At 32.6% G+C, this 18,082-nt stretch carries 18 protein-coding genes; 12 read left to right on the top strand and 6 right to left on the bottom strand.

All coding sequences use genetic code 11. The features are described from left to right. Window positions 1–50: 50 nt before the first annotated feature. Genes nagB through C4Q29_RS03385 form a run of 5 tightly spaced genes read left to right on the top strand, consistent with a single transcriptional unit; the run spans window position 51 to window position 4,174 of the window. Window positions 51–770, top strand: coding sequence for a glucosamine-6-phosphate deaminase (gene nagB / locus C4Q29_RS03365; protein WP_103981419.1), 720 nt, complete (start codon window positions 51–53; stop codon window positions 768–770). Window position 771: 1 nt separating this feature from the next. Then, complete coding sequence (locus C4Q29_RS03370) at window positions 772–1,641, top strand: formylglycine-generating enzyme family protein (protein ID WP_103981420.1); 870 nt, start codon at window positions 772–774, stop codon at window positions 1,639–1,641. 6 nt (window positions 1,642–1,647) lie between these two features. Beyond that, entirely contained in the window at window positions 1,648–2,229 is a 582-nt protein-coding gene (locus C4Q29_RS03375) for a chromate transporter (protein WP_103981421.1), read from the top strand. Further along, window positions 2,226–2,780, top strand: a complete 555-nt coding sequence (locus C4Q29_RS03380) for a chromate transporter (protein WP_103981422.1) — start codon at window positions 2,226–2,228, stop codon at window positions 2,778–2,780. Before C4Q29_RS03375 ends, C4Q29_RS03380 begins: the two co-directional genes overlap by 4 nt. A 20-nt stretch (window positions 2,781–2,800) precedes the next feature. Further along, window positions 2,801–4,174, top strand: coding sequence for a sulfatase-like hydrolase/transferase (locus C4Q29_RS03385; RefSeq protein ID WP_103981423.1), 1,374 nt, complete (start codon window positions 2,801–2,803; stop codon window positions 4,172–4,174). Between the two features lie 56 nt (window positions 4,175–4,230). Here C4Q29_RS03385 and C4Q29_RS03390 read toward each other — a convergent pair whose 3' ends face one another. Both C4Q29_RS03390 and C4Q29_RS03395 read right to left on the bottom strand, forming a co-directional pair. Then, window positions 4,231–4,416 carry a DUF4250 family protein gene (locus C4Q29_RS03390; RefSeq protein ID WP_200813116.1) on the bottom strand — a complete coding sequence of 62 codons (186 nt, stop codon included), beginning with the start codon at window positions 4,414–4,416 and terminating at the stop codon, window positions 4,231–4,233. Window position 4,417: 1 nt separating this feature from the next. Then, window positions 4,418–5,254 (bottom strand): 2-oxo acid dehydrogenase subunit E2, encoded by an 837-nt coding sequence (locus tag C4Q29_RS03395; RefSeq protein ID WP_159459201.1) that lies wholly within the window; start codon window positions 5,252–5,254, stop codon window positions 4,418–4,420. A 363-nt stretch (window positions 5,255–5,617) separates the two neighbouring features. Between C4Q29_RS03395 and C4Q29_RS03400 the strand changes: the two genes are divergently transcribed. The 7 genes from C4Q29_RS03400 to malQ all read left to right on the top strand — a co-directional run bounded on the left by C4Q29_RS03400 (window position 5,618) and on the right by malQ (window position 13,992). Then, a complete protein-coding gene (locus C4Q29_RS03400; protein WP_103981425.1) occupies window positions 5,618–6,955 on the top strand; it encodes a sugar ABC transporter substrate-binding protein in 1,338 nt (445 codons plus the stop codon). 73 nt (window positions 6,956–7,028) lie between these two features. Further along, a complete protein-coding gene (locus C4Q29_RS03405) occupies window positions 7,029–7,454 on the top strand; it encodes a hypothetical protein (protein WP_103981426.1) in 426 nt (141 codons plus the stop codon). 1 nt (window position 7,455) lies between these two features. Next, a complete protein-coding gene (locus tag C4Q29_RS03410) occupies window positions 7,456–9,498 on the top strand; it encodes an ABC transporter permease subunit (RefSeq protein ID WP_103981427.1) in 2,043 nt (680 codons plus the stop codon). 1 nt (window position 9,499) lies between these two features. After that, a complete protein-coding gene (locus tag C4Q29_RS03415) occupies window positions 9,500–10,396 on the top strand; it encodes a sugar ABC transporter permease (protein ID WP_103981428.1) in 897 nt (298 codons plus the stop codon). 8 nt (window positions 10,397–10,404) lie between these two features. Further along, window positions 10,405–11,487: an ABC transporter ATP-binding protein gene (locus C4Q29_RS03420; RefSeq protein ID WP_103981429.1), complete on the top strand. Its 1,083-nt coding sequence runs from the start codon at window positions 10,405–10,407 to the stop codon at window positions 11,485–11,487. Between the two features lie 7 nt (window positions 11,488–11,494). Beyond that, window positions 11,495–12,463 carry a LacI family DNA-binding transcriptional regulator gene (locus C4Q29_RS03425; protein WP_103981430.1) on the top strand — a complete coding sequence of 323 codons (969 nt, stop codon included), beginning with the start codon at window positions 11,495–11,497 and terminating at the stop codon, window positions 12,461–12,463. Window positions 12,464–12,471: 8 nt separating this feature from the next. Continuing rightward, on the top strand, window positions 12,472–13,992 hold the full coding sequence (gene malQ / locus C4Q29_RS03430) for a 4-alpha-glucanotransferase (protein WP_103981431.1): 1,521 nt from the start codon (window positions 12,472–12,474) through the stop codon (window positions 13,990–13,992). Window positions 13,993–14,194: 202 nt separating this feature from the next. Here the strand turns inward: malQ and C4Q29_RS03435 are convergent, their stop codons facing one another. From C4Q29_RS03435 to gatA, 4 genes are read right to left on the bottom strand one after another with little or no spacing between them, the layout of a single operon-like run. Beyond that, the gene (locus C4Q29_RS03435; RefSeq protein WP_103981432.1) at window positions 14,195–14,671 is read right to left on the bottom strand and encodes a metallophosphoesterase family protein; all 477 of its coding nucleotides are present in this window, start codon (window positions 14,669–14,671) and stop codon (window positions 14,195–14,197) included. After that, window positions 14,668–15,264, bottom strand: coding sequence for an RdgB/HAM1 family non-canonical purine NTP pyrophosphatase (gene rdgB, locus C4Q29_RS03440; protein WP_103981433.1), 597 nt, complete (start codon window positions 15,262–15,264; stop codon window positions 14,668–14,670). The genes C4Q29_RS03435 and rdgB overlap by 4 nt, the downstream gene beginning before the upstream one ends. Window positions 15,265–15,266: 2 nt before the next feature. Next, window positions 15,267–16,694 (bottom strand): Asp-tRNA(Asn)/Glu-tRNA(Gln) amidotransferase subunit GatB, encoded by a 1,428-nt coding sequence (gatB, locus tag C4Q29_RS03445; RefSeq protein ID WP_103981434.1) that lies wholly within the window; start codon window positions 16,692–16,694, stop codon window positions 15,267–15,269. Next, complete coding sequence (gene gatA, locus C4Q29_RS03450) at window positions 16,688–18,079, bottom strand: Asp-tRNA(Asn)/Glu-tRNA(Gln) amidotransferase subunit GatA (protein ID WP_103981435.1); 1,392 nt, start codon at window positions 18,077–18,079, stop codon at window positions 16,688–16,690. Before gatA ends, gatB begins: the two co-directional genes overlap by 7 nt. Between the last annotated feature and the right edge of the window lie 3 nt (window positions 18,080–18,082).

Here is an 18,082-nt window from a genome sequence, read left to right on the forward strand (position 1 = left end):
CTCTATATAGTAATATTAACATATAATATTATAACAATTGTGGAGGAATTATGGAAATTATTGTTAGCAAAAACTATGATGAATTAAGTAAAAAAGCTGCAAGCTTTGTCATTGATTTAATCAAAGAAAAACCAGATTCAGTTTTAGGCTTAGCTACCGGTGGTACTCCTGAAGGAATGTATGCTGAACTTGTTAAAGCTTATGAAGCTGGTAAAATCTCATTCAAAGATGTAAGAACTTATAATCTTGATGAATATATCGGCCTAGATGGAAACCATGAACAAAGCTATAGACACTTTATGAATAAGCAACTATTTGACCATGTAGATATAGACAAAAACAATACCTATGTTCCTAATGGTAAAGCTGAAGACCTTGAAGCTGAATGTGAAAATTATGAGAAAATCTTAAAAGATTTATCATATGCTGATATCCAAATTTTAGGTATTGGTACAAATGGTCATATAGGATTTAACGAACCTGCAGAAGAATTAATTCTTCCTACACATGTGGAACCTTTGGTAGAAGCAACTATTGAAGCTAATTCTAGATACTTCGATTCAAAAGATGAAGTTCCTAAAGAAGCTATCTCAATGGGTATTGGATCAATATTAAAGGCTAAACATATAATTTTATTAGCTTCTGGTCCAAGCAAGAATGAAATCATGAAATATTTTAATAACGATAAAATCAGCACAAATATTCCTGCTTCTCTTATTAAATTACATCCTAATGTAACTATAATAATGGATGAAGAGGCAGCAAAATAATATGCTAGATATTAATTTTATAGATATACCTGAGGGTACTTTTTTGATGGGAGCATCGACAAATGACGGTCATCCTCTAGATAAAGAGACTCCTCAGGTTGATCTTTTTGTAGAAAAATTTAAGATTAGTGAAACCACTATAACAAACACTCAATTCAAAGAATTTATAGATGCTACTGATTACCTTACAACTGCAGAGAAAAATAAGGGGTCTTATGTTTTTCATCTTTTACTGGACCAAGAAACTAAGGATAAATCAAAACAAGTCAACAATATGTATTGGTGGTATTATGTTGACGGAGCTTGCTGGAAACATCCTTTTGGACCTAATTCAACTATTGAAGAAATAATGGACCACCCAGTTGTCCATGTATCCTGGTTTGATGCCATGGCCTTTTGTGAATGGAGTCAAACTAGACTTCCCTCTGAAGCAGAATGGGAATATGCTGCAAGGGCTGGGTCTCAATATAAGTGGCCATGGGGTCCAGACTTTATAAAAGATGGTAAATATTTAGCCAATATTTGGCAGGGTGACTTCCCTAATACAAATACTATGAAAGATGGCTATCTAGGAACAGCTCCTGCTAAGTCATATGAAGCAAATGACTTTGGTCTTTATAATGTGATTGGTAATGTATGGGAATGGTGCTCAAACCCTAGATATATGGATTTAGATAGTTTTAAAAAATTTACTTACAAGCTTATTCCACCAGTAAATTTAGATAATATTGATAATAATACTGAATTTGCTATGAAAGGTGGATCATTTTTATGCCATGATTCTTACTGCAACAGGTATAGACTGGGCGCTAGAAATGGAAACACGGCTTCATCTACAACAAGTAATTGTGGTTTTAGAGTATGTAAGTGAGGATTTATGAATAAAGAAAAAAAAGATACTATTAGTTTAGGACAAATGTTTTTAATATTTTTAAAAATATCGTCTTTCACCTTTGGAGGTGGATATACAATTGTCCCTGTAATGAAGGATGAATTTTCCATAAAAAGAAATTTAATTTCAGAAGATGAAATGATTGATTTGGTTGCCATAGCAAATTCCGGGCCTGGATCTATGGCTATAAATTGTGCCATTTTAGCAGGATATAGGATGCATGGAATAATTGGATCTATATTAGCAACTTTATCTTCAGCCATCCCTTCCCTTGTCATAATCACTATAATCTCATATTTTTATAGGGCTTTTTCAGAAAATTACTACGTCCAAGCGGCCTTGACAGGTATGAGTGGGATCATAGCTGCTATTTTAGTCTGGACTTCTATAGATATGATAAGGCAAGCCTTAAAAAATAATGTATATATATCAGCTATAATCATGGTTTCCGCCTTTGTAGCATCTTACATAATAAATATAAATACTGGAATAATAATGCTAGTAACAGGTATCTTTGGATTTGTTACTTATAGCCTTATAGAAAAATATGAAGGAGGTAAAAAATGATTTATTTAAAACTTTTTATTAGCTTTCTTCAGATTGGTTTTTTAGCCTTTGGTGGTGGTTATGCTATTTTACCTTTTATACAAGAGATTGTGGTTAACCAACATGCTTGGTTAAGTATGAGAGAAATGACTGATGTTGTTACCTTGTCACAAATGACTCCAGGACCTATAGCCTTAAATGCAGCGACTTTTGTTGGTACTAAATTAGCCGGTATCCTAGGATCTATAGTTGCTAGTTTGGCAGTAGTTATTCCTCAATTAATAGTAATGGTGCTTCTAGCAAAATTATACTTTTCTGATAAAGAAATATCTTTTATGGATAAAATCATAAGAGCCCTAAGACCTGCAGTTGCTGGTCTTATCACCATTGCAACCTTAGATATGATTAAGGGATCAGTTTTCAATGGTGGAACCTTTAGCTTAGATTCTATATCTTATGTAGCCCTTGTCACTTTTTTAATTGGATTAGTTCTAAAGAAAACTAAATTAGGCATCATTAAATTAATAGTTATAGGAGCTATACTAGGTTTAATCTTAACCCCAATTTTATAAAAAACTTTTAGGAGTCTACTATGAAGAAAAATATTTTATTATATTTTACCGACCAACAAAGATGGGATACTATTGGAGCATATGGCTACCCAATAAATGTGACACCTACCCTAGATAAACTGTCTAAAGAAGGTGTTTTATTCGAAAACGCCTATTCTCCCCAACCAGTTTGTGGTCCTCTAAGGTCAATATTTCAATCCGGCCAATACCCTACAACAATAGGTACTTATAGAAATAATATTATGCTTCCTCATGATATAAAAACCTTGGCTAATTATATGGAAGACCAGGGCTATGAAAACGCCTATGTAGGCAAATGGCACCTAGCATCGACTGGCGACCTTGAAGGTAATCAAGAATACGACCATGAAATTACAGCTGTACCTTTAGAGTTTAGAGGTGGCTATAAGGGCTTTTGGAGGGTTGCAGATGTCTTGGAAGCAACATCTCATGGTTACGATGGTTATGTATTTGATGAAAATAATCAAAAAAGAGAATTCAAAGGATATAGGGTTGATAAGATAACTGATTTTGCCCTAGAATTTTTTGACCAATATGATAAAGAAAAACCATTTTTCTTAACTATATCTCATATTGAACCCCACCATCAAAATGATAGGAAAACTTATGAGGGGCCTATAGGATCCAAGGAAAGATTTAAGGACTATGTCCTACCAAAGGACTTGGAAGTATTATCAGAAATATATCCTCAAGCAGATGCCCACAAAGAATATCCTGATTATCTTGGACAAATCAGAAGTATTGATGATAATTTAGCAAGAATAATTGAGAGATTGAAAGAAGAGGATCTTTTTGATTCTACTGTTATTATCTTTATTTCAGACCACGGATCTCATTTTAAAACAAGAAACAATGATAAAAACTTAAATGGATTAGATGACTATAAGAGAACAGCCCATTCTTCAGCATCACATGTCCCATTAGTTATATATGGACCAGGTTTTAACAAGGCTAAAAGGATAGATGATGTAGTTTCCACTGGATCCTTAGCTAAAACCATACTTTCTATAGCCGGTAAAGATATAGGTGATAAGATGATTGGTGAAGACCTTACAAAACTTATATCTGATACAAAAATAGATAGAAGAAATCTAGCCTTTATACAAATAAGTGAAAGCAGGGTTGGAAGGGCTATTCGCACAAAAGACTTTTTATATGCAGTACACGCACCAGGTAAGAATGGTTTTGAACATGCCTCTAGTGACTATTATGAGGATGACTATATGTACGATTTAAGGAAGGATCCTTTTGAGCTAAATAATATTGTAAGTGATGAAGACTATATAGAAATAAGAGATGAACTTTGTCAAATTTTAAAAGAAGAAATGGTAAAAGCTGGCGAAAAAGAGCCTATCATAGAAAGAGCTAAATAAAATATTAAATAAATATCCCGGTAAGAGACTATGGATAGCCTTTTACCGGGATATTTTTATTTGAATTCTAATTGATTAGTGTCTTTGTTATAGCTAAGTTCTAATTCATTTAACCTCTCTTCCAAGTCTGAGATTTCAATATTTTCACTCAAACAAAAGTCCTCCAAGTCCCTATAAAAATCTCTTAACTTCATATTCACCATACTATAAAGCATAGCTTGGTCCAATTCTAAATAATTCATATTAATCCTCTTTATCAAGGGCATTTGGATTCTGTAAATACTTATAAAATTGTCTCATGGCCTTTGCATAGTAGTATCCATCACAGATTCTTTCATCTATAACAAAGCCTATATTCATAATCTTTTCTTCTACTACTTCCCCATCTTTCATAACTAGTTTTTTCCCTTTTTTACCTATTGATAAAAATGCACCAACTGTACCAAAATTATAAATATGATGAAGGGCTGCATCTAAACCTATAGAACCCAAATTAGTTATAAAGGCAGAGGCATGGAATGGACTAGCATCTATGACACTCTTAGGCATTATATTTATCTTGTCCATGGTTTTCAAAACCCCAACTATAAACTTAAGTAAAAATGTTGGTATATTTTCTAGGGTTTTAACAAATAAGTCAGTTAAATTTTTCTTATTTGAATCTTGATTTTTTTCTAAGTTAATTTGCTCATCAAGCATTTGTTTGATTTCTAAAGGTGATTCATTCCCTTCAAATTTAAACTTTAGTGATGTTTCTTCAGCATCTACACTCAAACTTTTTTTAACAGCCATTGATATCTCAATATTATTTCTCATATAGTGCTTACCAGACATAATAAACCTATTTATATGAGGCATATCTTTATAGGTCCTAACAATAGCACTATAAATAATATGCATGTATGACACTCTAATGCCTGTCTCTTCATATATCCTTTTTACGTATTCATCTAAACTAGTTAAACTAATCTCTTGGTTTAAGTAAACAAGCGCATCATTTCTTTCCTTCATTATTAAAGGTATAAATCTAGAAAATGCATCCACTTTTATCCTATAACCGTCTTTTCTTTTTAGTACCATCATTACTCCTACTATTTAAGTTCAATTACTATAATACAATATAAACGCTAATTTACCAAGCATAAAAAACTCGATAGAAAGCTTATAGGACAATTGTTAATTTTATTTAATACTTCGAAAGGCTTGCTTGAATTAAAATTCTTAGTATATTTTTTAACGAATTGTGACCAGTGTTTTCCTGAAATATCAATACAATAGGCTATTTTAAAAATATATGAAATATAATTTGAGCAAAAATTGTATCTATAAGGTTATAGAAACAAAGAATTTTATAATATAAGTTATTGACAGAAAACAAGAACCGGGATATACTATATTCAAACGCAACCGTTTTCATGGGTTGCAAAAATAATAGGAGGAATCATGAAAAAAAATAGAATTTTATCATTATTACTAGCTTTAGTTTTAGTATTATCACTAGTAGCTTGTTCAAATGGTAAGGACAATGGCGGAAAAGCCAAAGAAACAAATGGAGAAACCGCTTCCATAGCTGAAGGTACAGAAATTACTGTACAAGCTGAAGAAGGATGGAAAGATTACTACCAAGCAGCAGCTGAAAGAGTAGAAAAAGCTCACCCAGGTACAAAAGTAAACCTATCAATCAAAGGTGCTTTTGACCACTTAGAAGTAATCCAAAACACAGATACAACAAACAAAGACGTTGCTGATTTATACGCATTACCAGCAGACAGATTTGAAGATTACAAAACAAATGAATACCTAGCTGCCCTACCAGCAAAAGAAATTGCTGAAAAATTAGGTGGATACTCAGACTTTGATAAGAGTTTAGGTGGATTTTTCAAAGATGGAGATGACTACTTAGCATTCCCATATAATATTGAAACTCTAGTTACATTTGTAAACAAGGCTAACGCTCAAACAGCTGGCGTAGATGTAGAAAAACCTTTAGAAGTAGCAAATGCTAAACATGAAGCAGAAATTTTATTACCATTATTTGATGCCTGGTATGGTGTAGCACCTAACCTAGCTGGTGGTTTAGAATTATTAGCTAAAAAAGATTCAGCTTTTGAATCAACATATACAGGCGCATATGCTGACTTAAATGATACACAAAAAGCAGTATTTGGTGAAATTTACAACTACTGGAAGAAACATAGAGAAGCTAACTCAGCATTATTTGACGATGAAGCAGCTTGGGGTTATGTAGATAAAGAGTTTACAACTGGTGGAAACGGTGTTGCATTAATTGCTGGACCATGGGATGCTGGCAAATTCCAAGGATTAGCTGGTGCAGAAAACATGGAAGTTAAACCAATCAATCACATCACTGTAGCTGGACAACCATTAAAACACTGGCAAGGTGGTTGGGCACTAGTAGCTAACTCAAGAATAGAAGAAGATACTAACAAATTAGCTTTAGCTGTAGCTATGATTGAAGAAATTCTAAATCCAAATCACGCTGTAGACCTATACAAGGCAACAGGTAAGATCTTAGAAAACATTGACGTAAAAGTTTATACAGATTCAGATTTATCACAATTTGATAAAGATGTAATATCAAACGTATTTGAATCATACAAGGTATCAGAACCAAGACCACTATTCAAAGAATTTGGTAAGGTATGGGATACATGGAAAAATGGTGTACTATCATGGAACACTGTAAATCCAGCTGATGCAGAAGCCGCATACAAAGAATTAAATGCTTCATTTACAAGTATGATGCAATCAATCAAATAATAGTATAAGTAAATATATTTATGAATAGCCAAAACTTATGTTTTGGCTTTTCATTTATTAGTAAAGGTAAATTATGACTCAAGAAATTAAAAAATTACAAGAAAAATATTTATTAAGAATACTAATTATCACATTTCTAATTGTTTTAGTATCATCGATGGAATCTCTAATGCTTGCTAAAAGTACTGAGTTTCTTAATGCTTTTTTAAAAAATAATCCAGGTTCAAGCCAAGGTGATTATTTAAATACTATTATAATGTCATTTTTAGCATCTATCTTTGAACCAGTTGTTATTAGCATATATACATTTGCTACTTATAAAAAGTTAGGAATTAAAAAAATCTACAAATTTATTTTTACTGCAATCTTAGGATTAAGATTGTTCAATACAATAATAAGTTTTAGGTTAAATTCTGTATTTTATTATATTTTAATCATCTTGTATATCCTATTAATTATATGTGTCATAAAAGCACCAGTAAACAAAAGGAAGGTTTAATATGGGTTACTCTAAATTAGTATATGATAGCGTTGGAAGATCATATCCTAGAAAAAATCAATATATTGTAGATTTATTAAAAGCCTCCCCTTCTGAAAAGAAAAATATTGATAAAAAATCTCATCCATACATAAAAAAATTGGAAGATTTCAAAAATAAAGAAAAAGATTTTTTAGAAAGAATAGAAAAAGAGGCAAAAGAAAAATTTTCTAATATAGAAAATAAAAAAATTAGAGATCTTGAAGAAACATATTACAAGGCTGTACAGAAAGAAAGTTTCTATAAAGATTATATTGATTTAACTTACGATGCAGAATTAGAACATCTTATAGCCGAAAGAGAAGTTATGCATATCCCAGGCATTATTTCTCACGATAAAGATTTACATGAGCAACTAAAAGAAAGATCTGCTCAATTAGCTAACATTAGCCAAAGTGAAATTGACCAAGCTAATAAAGAAATTGCAGCAAAAACAAATATTAGAAAAGAACAACTTGATGCAGAATTGAAAGAATTAGATAGTAAATTTAGGAAAAAAATTATATCTAAAACTGCATTAAAAACTGAGAAAAAGGCTAAAAAGAGAGCTGCTGATGATGATATAAAATCATATTCATACCTCAATAAAAAGACAGCTTATGAAGAAGATATTAAAAATATCAAACATAGAATTAAGATGGATTTTAAATCAGGAATAAATGTTTTAGAATCTGACAAATCTGATATAAGAAGAAAAACTCCTATTGAAGTAGATAAAACTAAGCCACTTATCTCATATGCAACTGCATTGATTCCAGGTTTAGGACAATTATTAAATAAGCAATATATGAAAGCTATTTTCTTCTTTATAGGAACTTTATTTATATATTTAGTATCCATTCCTTATGCACTAGGATATGGAAACTACCAAGGTGAAGGTATACAAGGACTTATAAGTCTAGCCCAAGGTGGCGGTAGATTAGATAGGTCAGTTATCTTCTTAATTGAAGGTATCATAGCTATTATGTTACTTGTAATCGCTCTTGTTATATTTTATATTTCCTTTAAAGATGTAAATACAGTTGAAAAAGGGCTTATTAAAGGTATAAGAAGAAAAGAATGGTTTGAAACCAAACAAAGTATATCAACAGATGGTTTCCCATACTTAGTAATCTCACCAGCTGCTATCGTAACTATGTTTATAGTTTTAGTACCAATTATTACAACTGTATTCTTGTCATTTACAAACTATGATCCTAACCACCAATCTAAATTCCAATGGATAGGATTAGGCAACTACGCTACCCTATTTAGAGGTGAAGGTGTTGCCGGTATGGCTTTCTGGCCAATAGTTTTATGGACACTAATATGGACATTTGGCGCAACAACTTTAGCTATAGCAATAGGATTTATCTTATCCTTGATTGCTAACCAAGAAAGAATTAGATTCAAAGGATTCTTTAGAACTATCTACCTACTACCATGGGCAGTACCTGCCTTTATTACAATAATGTTTTTCTCACAAATGTTCGCAAGTAATGGACCTTTAACAGGCCTTATAAAATCAGTATTTGGAGATACAATATTTGGTATGCCAGTAGATATTAAAAATAATACTATACAAACAAGAGCAATCTTGATGCTATTACAAGGTTGGTTAGGATCAGCTTATATATTCTTACTAACTACAGGTATCTTACAATCTATACCTAAAGACCTATATGAAGCTGCAGAAATTGATGGAGCAACAGGCTTCCAACAAACACTAAAGATTACTATACCTCTTGTATTGTATCAAACAGGTCCCCTATTAATTGGACAGTATACATTTAACTTTAACAACTTCTCAATTATTCACCTATTCAACGGTGGTGGACCATTCTTACCAAGTACTTACGGTAACGTTGCAGGATCTACAGATATTTTAATTTCCTATATTTACAAGTTAACCATAGGAAATAACTACCAAGCTTTAGGTGCTGCTGTAACTATGATTGTATCCTTAACATTAATGTTTGTTACCTTCTTAGGTATGAGAGACATGAAAGCATTTAAGGAGGATTAAGATGTTTAAGAAGAAAAATAAAAATAAAGACTTATATTTATCTGATAAGCAACCTCTAAACACAGCCGGAAAAATTATGTTGGCTATATCCTATATAATACTTTTAGTTTGGGCTGTAGTTATCATATTCCCACTAGGAATAATGGTTTTATCAAGTTTTAATGGTAACCAAAGTGCATATATATCACTTTCAAGTGAATTTGCCTTTTCCTTAAAACACTTTGAATATTTGTTTAAAGAAACAAACTTCCTATTATGGACAAAAAATACCATTATAATAGCTATAATTTCTACCCTATTGACTCTTACAATAGTTTCCTTTACAGGATATGCTTATTCTAGATATAGATTCAAGGGTAAAAAGATGAGTTTAATGGGAATAATGCTTATTCAAATCATACCTACTTTTGCAGGTATTACAGCCTACTACGCCCTACACACAATCATCTCTGGTATAGTTCCAAGTTTTTCAAGGACTGCCATGTTGATAATGATTTATGCTGGTGGTGGTATTGCTGGTAATACATTTATTCTAAAGGGATATATTGACTCAATCTCAAAAGAACTAGATGAAGCTGCAAAGATAGATGGATGTTCAAACTTCCAAGTTTATAAATTGATAATTATGCCTATAGCAAGACCTATGCTAGCAATTATAGCCTTATGGTCCTTCATCGGCCCATTCATGGACTATATGCTACCAGCAATCTTGCTAACAAGTAATGAAGATTATACTTTAGCCACTGGATTACAAACATTGATAAGTGATGTTAGAAATATGCACCAACCAGTATTTGCTGCTGGTGGTTTATTGACAGCTTTACCAATTGTAATACTATTTACAAGCTTACAAAAAGAATTAGTATCTGGTTTAAGTTCTGGTTCAGTTAAGGGTTAGGAGGAAAGATGAAAGTTACAATGGAAAACCTCGGTAAAAAATACGAGGGAAGAGAAAATTTCACACTTAGAAATATTAATTTAGAAATAGAAGACCAAGAATTTTTAGTTATATTAGGACCATCAGGTTGTGGTAAGTCCACCCTATTACGTATGATAGCTGGTCTTAACTCAATCACAGAAGGTGAACTATACTTTGGTGGTAAGCTAATGAACAAGGTACAGCCAAAAGATAGAGATATAGCTATGGTATTCCAATCATATGCTTTATATCCTCACTTAACTGTATATGATAACATGGCCTTTTCACTAAAAATGCAAAAGGAAAGAAAGGAAGTTATTCACCAAAAGGTTATGGAAGCAGCTGAAGTACTTCAATTAGAAGACTACCTATATTCTAAACCTTCAGATATATCTGGTGGTCAAAGACAAAGAGTTGCCCTTGGACGTGCTATGGTTAGAAAACCTGGAGTTTTCTTGATGGACGAACCTCTATCAAACCTTGATGCTAAACTTAGAGAACACATGAGAGTTGAGCTAGTTAGACTTCACAAACAATTAGGTACAACTTCAATATATGTTACTCACGACCAAACTGAAGCTATGACCATGGCTGATAAAATTTTACTTTTAGATGGTGGTGAAATCCAACAATTTGGTACACCTAATGAATTTTATAATACTCCTGCAAACCTATTTGTTGCTAGATTTATTGGTTCACCTACAATGAATATATTTGATGGTGTTTACCAAAATGGAAGATTCGTTTCAGACAATGGAGCAATTGATATCGAACCAAAGGATGCTGATAAAGAGTTATTAAATGCCCATGAAGGTAAAAAAGTTTATCTAGGTATTAGACCAGAAAGATTATTAGCAGGAAGTAAAGAAAATAGTTTCAAAGGTAGAATTGACGTTATAGAAATGCTTGGTAAAGAACAAGTACTTTATGTTAAACTTGATGATGATAAGGAAGTTATCATTTCTCAACCAGGTCACTATAAATATGAAATTGATGAAATCCATGATTTTGAATTCGATTTAGATGCCCTACATTTCTTTGATGGTGAAACAACAAAGAGAATAAATTAGGTGTCTCATGAATAGCAAAGTTACAATCAAGGATATAGCTTACTTATCAGGTGTTAGTATATCAACTGTATCTAGAGTTGTTTCTGGCAAGAAAAATGTAAATGAGATCACGAGAAAAAAAGTCCAGGATGTTATTAAAAAGACTGGATATGAACCTAACTACACAGCAAGGGCCTTGGCTACTAAAAACACCAATACCATTGCTGTGGTACTAGATAGGACTCCTAAACAGTCCTTTACAAACTCTTTCTATATCGAAGCCTTAGAAGCCATTAGTTATGAATTAAACCTACATGGTAAAGATATGCTCTTGGTATTCTCTTCAAATAATATAAAAAAAGAAGACAATAAGGTGAAACAACTGATACAAACTAATAAAATAGATGGAGTAATAAAACTTTCTGTACACCAGGAAGATCAGACTCTCCAATATCTAGTCGAAACTTCAACACCTACTGTAATCATCGGTAGACATGATAATAAAAACATTTTAAGTGTCAACAACAACAATGTTGAAGCCATGGAAATGGCTGTGGATGAGCTAATAAATAAGGGCAATAAAAAAATAGCTTTAGTTACAGGAAATAAAGATTTGACTGTAACCATCGACAGAATGGAAGGATATAAAAAATCACTGTTAAGGAATAACTTAACTTTTTCTAAAGACGACATCTATTCAGTAAACTTTGATATAGATGACGCTTATAATATAGCTGATGAAATATTCAAAAAGGACTATGATGCTATTGCAACTACCGATGACCTCATAGCCTTTGGTATTTCAAAAAGAGCTAAGGAAGTTAATAAGATTTATGATATACTTACATTTAACAACACACTTTTGGCAGAACTAAGTGAGCTACCATTAATAATTGTAGATATCAACCCTGCCGAAATCGGAAAAAAATCCGTAGAATTATTATTGGATACTGCACCAATTGAAAAACAAGTAATTGTAAATACTAAAATTATATAGGAGTAAATATGACAGAAGAATATAATTACCAGAAAATTAATGAGAATAGGTATTCTGGTGTTCTAATGCACATATCTTCCCTACCTGGTCCTTATGGAATCGGTAGTTTAGGCGAAAACGCTAGAAGATTTGTAGATTTTCTTGTTGATTCTGGACAAAGCTATTGGCAACTTTTACCTGTTGGTCCAACCAGCTATGGTGACAGTCCATATCAATCTTTTTCAACCTTTGCTGGAAACCCATATTTCATAGATTTAGATTACCTAATCAATGATGGTCTATTGACATATGAAGATGTAAAACATATGAATGAAAATGTAGACATCTCTTCAGTTGATTACGGTAGAATCTACCATGAAAGATACCCAGTTCTAAGAAAGGCTTTTGAAAAATTTGATTTAGAATCAAAAGATTATGGACATTTCAAAACTCAAGAAGCTTTTTGGTTAGATGACTATACCCAATTTATGGCGTTGAAAGACTACCATGATGGTATATCTTGGATCCAATGGGATGATAAATACAAACTTAGAGATCCTAAGGCTATGAAAAAGTTCGTTAAAGACCATAAGGAAGAAATAGAATTCCACGCATTCTTACAATACCTATTTTTCAGACAATGGGAAGCACTTAAAGACTACACTCATGGTAAAAATATTGAAATGATTGGAGATATACCTATCTATGTAGCTGAAGATTCAGCAGATGTTTGGGCAAATCCAGACCTATTTGTACTAAACCCTGACCTATCACCAAAAGAAGTTGGTGGAGTTCCACCAGACGATTTTTCAGATGATGGACAATTATGGGGTAATCCAGTTTATGATTGGAAAGCAAATAAAAAAGAAAATTATAAATGGTGGGTAGAAAGAATTAGAGCATCATTCAAGTTATTTGACATGATTAGAATAGACCACTTTAGAGGTTTTGATTCATATTGGTCAATACCTGCAGGTAGCGAAAATGCAGCTCCTGGTAGGTGGGTTGAAGGTCCTAAGTATGACTTATTTAGAGTTGTAAAAGAAGAGTTAGGTGATATGCCAATCATCGCAGAAGACCTTGGATTCATGACTAAGGGAGTTTATGATCTTAGAGAAAAAACCGGATTCCCAGGCATGAAGATTTTAGAGTTTGCTTTCAATGAAGAAATGAATAGTGAACACATACCTCACAACCATGATACAAATTATGTTGTTTATCCAGGTACTCATGATAACGAAACAATTACCGGTTGGTTTAAGTCAGTAGACCCTGCTACCCTACAAAGAGCAGTTGAATACTGTGGCTTACAAGGTTACGAAGGTTATAACTGGGGTATAATTAGAACTTGTATGAACTCAGTAGCAAACTGGGCTATATTCCAATTACAAGATATCCTAGACCTTGACAACCATGCAAGGATGAATGTGCCAAACACTCTAGGCACAAACTGGAAGTGGAGAGCTACAGAAATACCTTCAGACTATATAAAAGATAAATTATATAGGTATACCAAAAACGGTGCTAGATTAAATAAACACAATAAATAAAAGCAAAAAGACCTTAGATTTAATTTAATCTAAGGTCTTTCTTATTCTACATTTCATTAGCGATTCCACAAAAAATGCTCCCTATTCGGTCACATCTTTTTTGTTCCACTGCAGAAGGGCAGCAACCCATCTATCTTCGCACTTCGTGCTTGATATATGGGGGCTAACGTAAAAACATCGCCTACGATGTTTTTACTCCCATTCACAATCTTATTCTTTCAACCTCTATATTATCTTTTGAGATATCCATGATAACATAGGATTCATATTCTCCACCACGGTCATAGCCGGCGGATCCAGGATTTAAGATTTTTATACCTTCCTCTTCCCTATAGTCATAAACATGGGTATGTCCATAGAAAACCATATCAGCCTCTGCTTCTTTGGCGGCATAAATCAAGCTAGTATTTGACCATCCAACTCTTTCAAGATGACCATGAGTCAATAGTATTTTATGACTTTCAAGTCTTATGAGCATTTTCCATGGGGTATTTTCATCATAATAATCATTATTCCCCCTAACTACATGCATAGGAAGGCCAGTTTTTTCATGAATTAATTTAGCATCACTGACCATATCACCTAGATGAATAAGTAATTCTATATCATCCCTTAGCAATAAATCGCTTATTACTTGGTCGCATCTTCCATGGGTATCAGAAACAATAGCTATTTTCATTTGATTTCCTCCAATAAAACTTTTAGTTTATCTAAGGCTCTTCTCCTATGGTTTACAGATAACCTTTCTTGGTCACTAGCTTGGGCTAGGGTCTTATCTAATGACTTTATTATGAATATAGGATTATATCCAAACTTATTTTCATGACCAAGTCTCTCAAAACTTATATAGCCTTCAAGTTCACCTTCAAGATAATGGTCTTTTCCATTCTCATCAATAAAGCATAGGACTGTAATAAATCTTGCTGTCCTTTTATCTAAGTCCTTTATATCACTTAAGTCTTTTAATAATTTATCATTATTATCTTCGTAGCTTGCATTTTCACCTGCATATCTTGCAGAATAAATGCCTGGTTTGCCATTTAAGGCATCTACAAATAACCCTGTATCATCTGCTAGGACAGGCTTTTTAAATCGATCATATAAGCTTTTAGCCTTGATATAGGCGTTTTCTTTTAGGCTGCTACCTGTCTCCTCTACATCAAAATCTTCAATGTCCAGGTCTTTTTTACTTAATAAGCAATATTGGTCACCAAGGATATTTTGTATTTCATATATTTTATCTTTATTGGAGGTTGAAAGTATTATTTCCATTATTATCTCTTTTCTAGTTCCTCTGCTATAAGTTTATTAGCCTCTTGTGGTTTGGCCTTACCCTGTGATTTTTTCATTACCTGTCCTACTAAAAATCCTAAGGCTCTACCCTTACCATCCTTGAAGTCAGCTATTGATTGTGGGTTTTCATCAAGTACTTCATTTACAAGTTTTATCAAGAAATCAGGGTCATTTATTTGTTCTAAGCCCTTGTCTTTCATCACTTGTTCTGGATCTTCATTTGTTTCAAATATTTGTCTAAAAATCTTTTTAGCAGAGTTATTTGATGTTCTTTCATCTTTAACAAGTTTCAATAATTTAATAAAGTTCTCATTTGATAGCTTAATTTCACTAACACTTATTTCGTGTTCCTTAGTTCTTCTTAAGGTTTCAGTTAAAATCCAGTTTGCTATTAATTCTGGTTCATTGAAGAGGCTTAATAAGTCTTCATAATAATGTGACACTTCCTTATCTTTAGATAAGACATTTGCATCATAATCATTTAGACCATATTCTTTCATGTATCTCTTCTTCTTGTCTCCAGGTAATTCTGGAATAGAATCTTTTATTTCAGCTATAAATTCGTCAGATAAATTCAACCTTGGTAGGTCTGCATCTACTGTAAACCTATAGTCATTTTCTTCGTCTTTCTTTCTCATTAAAATTGTTGATTCTGAAGTTTCATCCCATCTTCTTGTTTCTTTGCTTGAAGTCTCGCCATTTTCTAAGGCTTTCTTTTGTCTTTCTTCTTCATACAAGATTGCTCTTTCAACAGCCCTAAATGAGTTTAAGTTTTTAACTTCAACTATAGCATGTTTGTTGCCTTGGTTGTCTACCACGTTGACGTTAACGTCACATCTTAAAGAACCCTCTTCCATCTTAACATCTGAAGAACCAATATATTTTAATCTTTCTCTTAGGCCTTCTAAGAAAGTTTTTGCTTCTTCAGCTGATGATAGGTCAGGTTCTGTAACAATTTCAATAAGTGGCACACCAGCCCTATTATAGTCAAGTAAGCTATTTCCACCTTCTGTATGGGTAGATTTACCGGTATCTTCTTCCACATGGATTCTTTGGATTCTTACCTTTTTAGGTTCACCATTTGCTTCTATTTCTAGGTATCCATGTTCTGCAAAAGGTTCATCTTGTTGGGTAATTTGATAGCCCTTAGTTAGGTCAGGATAAAAATATTTTTTTCTATCAAATTTCATTGTTTGTCTAATTTCACAATCAAAGGCTAGACCAGCTTTTACAGCTAATTTAATAGCATTTTCATTGATTCTTGGAAGCGTACCAGGATGTCCCAAGCATGTTGGACAAACTAGTGTGTTTGGTGCAGCACCGAATTCATTTTTACATGAGCAGAACATTTTGCTAGCTGTAGCTAGTTCCGCATGAATTTCTAATCCTATTATTGTTTTCATTATAATAATCCTTCTATTTCTTCAGCTATATCTAGTAATCTTAAATCGTCATTTCTTTTTCCAATTATTTGTAAGGATCCTATTTGATCATCTTTCATTGGAATAGAAATTGCAGGCAAGTTTGATAAGTTTGTAATTGTATTGAACAAGCCTGAATCAAAGGATGCATTTGCATCTTGACTAGTTTCCCCTACCTTTTTAGCTTTTAAAGTAGTAGTTGGGGATAGAATTAAATCATATTCATTTAATAATTCATCTATTTGTTTCTTAACTAAATTTCTAACTTGCATAGCTTTTTTATAATATATTTGGTCATTATCTTTTGAAGCAAAGAAGTTACCTAGTGCTAATCTTCTCTTTACTTCTTCACCAAAGTTTTCAGTCCTATTTTGGATATAGAAATCATCGGTATTTTCATATTCAGAAACAGATTCTCCATATCTTAGACCATCTATCCTAGCCATATTAGCTTCAACTTCTATAGACATTATGACTGTATAAGCAGAGTTGATATATTCTAAATAGTCAACATCTACTGTTTCCATTTGACCAAATTCTGCTTCAAGTTTTTCAATACTTTCATTAAAAGACTTCAATATGTCCGGATCTACCTTATATTCATCTCTTAAATTGAACTTAGCTAGTCTTATTTTTTTATTATCTTTATTTTCGCTTGTGTTTTCTAGGTCTAGACTTGTAAAATCATTTTCTGATTTACCTCTTATTTGGTCGAATAGAATTTTAACATCGGAAACTTTTTTGGCCATTATTCCTACCCTATCTAAGGAATTTGACATAGATATAACTCCATATCTTGAAATTGCACCATAGGAAGGGGCAAAGCCAACTATATGACAAAAATCAGCTGGGTTTCTTGATGATCCACCTGTATCTGTACCTAAAGAGACTATAGCTTCATCAGCTGCTACGGCTGCTGCAGATCCACCAGAAGAACCTCCTGGTGTTAAACTTGGATCATATGGGTTTATGGTTGTTTCGTAATAAGAAGTCTCAGAAGATGATCCCATTGCAAACTCATCCATATTTGTCTTACCTATCAAAATATAATCGCTAAGATTTAATTTTTCAATTAAATCAGCATTATATATTGGCACATAATTCGATAAAGACTTAGATCCTGCTGTTGTCTTTAGTCCTTTGGTTAATATGTTGTCTTTGATTGCTACAGGCACACCAAATAAAGGACTTAGTTCTTTGACATCCTTAAGTTTTTCATCTAGTTTCTTCGCTTTATCTAAAGCTGCTTCTTCATTTAAGCTTATATAAGCATGGTAATTATTTGTCTTTATATTTTCAAAGACAGACTTTATATAAGCTTCTACAGTCAATTCTTTATTTAAATATTTTTTGTGTAATTCTTTAATATTCATAAG

Origin of the sequence: Helcococcus massiliensis, assembly GCF_900258485.1 — a bacterium.
GTDB lineage: Bacteria > Bacillota > Clostridia > Tissierellales > Peptoniphilaceae > Helcococcus > Helcococcus massiliensis.

Coding starts and splice junctions, on each gene's coding strand:
- nagB (WP_103981419.1), top strand. CDS start 51: ATGGAAATTATTGTTAGCAAAAACTATGATGAATTAAGTAAAAAAGCT.
- C4Q29_RS03370 (WP_103981420.1), top strand. CDS start 772: ATGCTAGATATTAATTTTATAGATATACCTGAGGGTACTTTTTTGATG.
- C4Q29_RS03375 (WP_103981421.1), top strand. CDS start 1,648: ATGAATAAAGAAAAAAAAGATACTATTAGTTTAGGACAAATGTTTTTA.
- C4Q29_RS03380 (WP_103981422.1), top strand. CDS start 2,226: ATGATTTATTTAAAACTTTTTATTAGCTTTCTTCAGATTGGTTTTTTA.
- C4Q29_RS03385 (WP_103981423.1), top strand. CDS start 2,801: ATGAAGAAAAATATTTTATTATATTTTACCGACCAACAAAGATGGGAT.
- C4Q29_RS03390 (WP_200813116.1), bottom strand. CDS start 4,416: ATGAATTATTTAGAATTGGACCAAGCTATGCTTTATAGTATGGTGAAT.
- C4Q29_RS03395 (WP_159459201.1), bottom strand. CDS start 5,254: ATGGTACTAAAAAGAAAAGACGGTTATAGGATAAAAGTGGATGCATTT.
- C4Q29_RS03400 (WP_103981425.1), top strand. CDS start 5,618: ATGAAAAAAAATAGAATTTTATCATTATTACTAGCTTTAGTTTTAGTA.
- C4Q29_RS03405 (WP_103981426.1), top strand. CDS start 7,029: ATGACTCAAGAAATTAAAAAATTACAAGAAAAATATTTATTAAGAATA.
- C4Q29_RS03410 (WP_103981427.1), top strand. CDS start 7,456: ATGGGTTACTCTAAATTAGTATATGATAGCGTTGGAAGATCATATCCT.
- C4Q29_RS03415 (WP_103981428.1), top strand. CDS start 9,500: ATGTTTAAGAAGAAAAATAAAAATAAAGACTTATATTTATCTGATAAG.
- C4Q29_RS03420 (WP_103981429.1), top strand. CDS start 10,405: ATGAAAGTTACAATGGAAAACCTCGGTAAAAAATACGAGGGAAGAGAA.
- C4Q29_RS03425 (WP_103981430.1), top strand. CDS start 11,495: ATGAATAGCAAAGTTACAATCAAGGATATAGCTTACTTATCAGGTGTT.
- malQ (WP_103981431.1), top strand. CDS start 12,472: ATGACAGAAGAATATAATTACCAGAAAATTAATGAGAATAGGTATTCT.
- C4Q29_RS03435 (WP_103981432.1), bottom strand. CDS start 14,671: ATGAAAATAGCTATTGTTTCTGATACCCATGGAAGATGCGACCAAGTA.
- rdgB (WP_103981433.1), bottom strand. CDS start 15,264: ATGGAAATAATACTTTCAACCTCCAATAAAGATAAAATATATGAAATA.
- gatA (WP_103981435.1), bottom strand. CDS start 18,079: ATGAATATTAAAGAATTACACAAAAAATATTTAAATAAAGAATTGACT.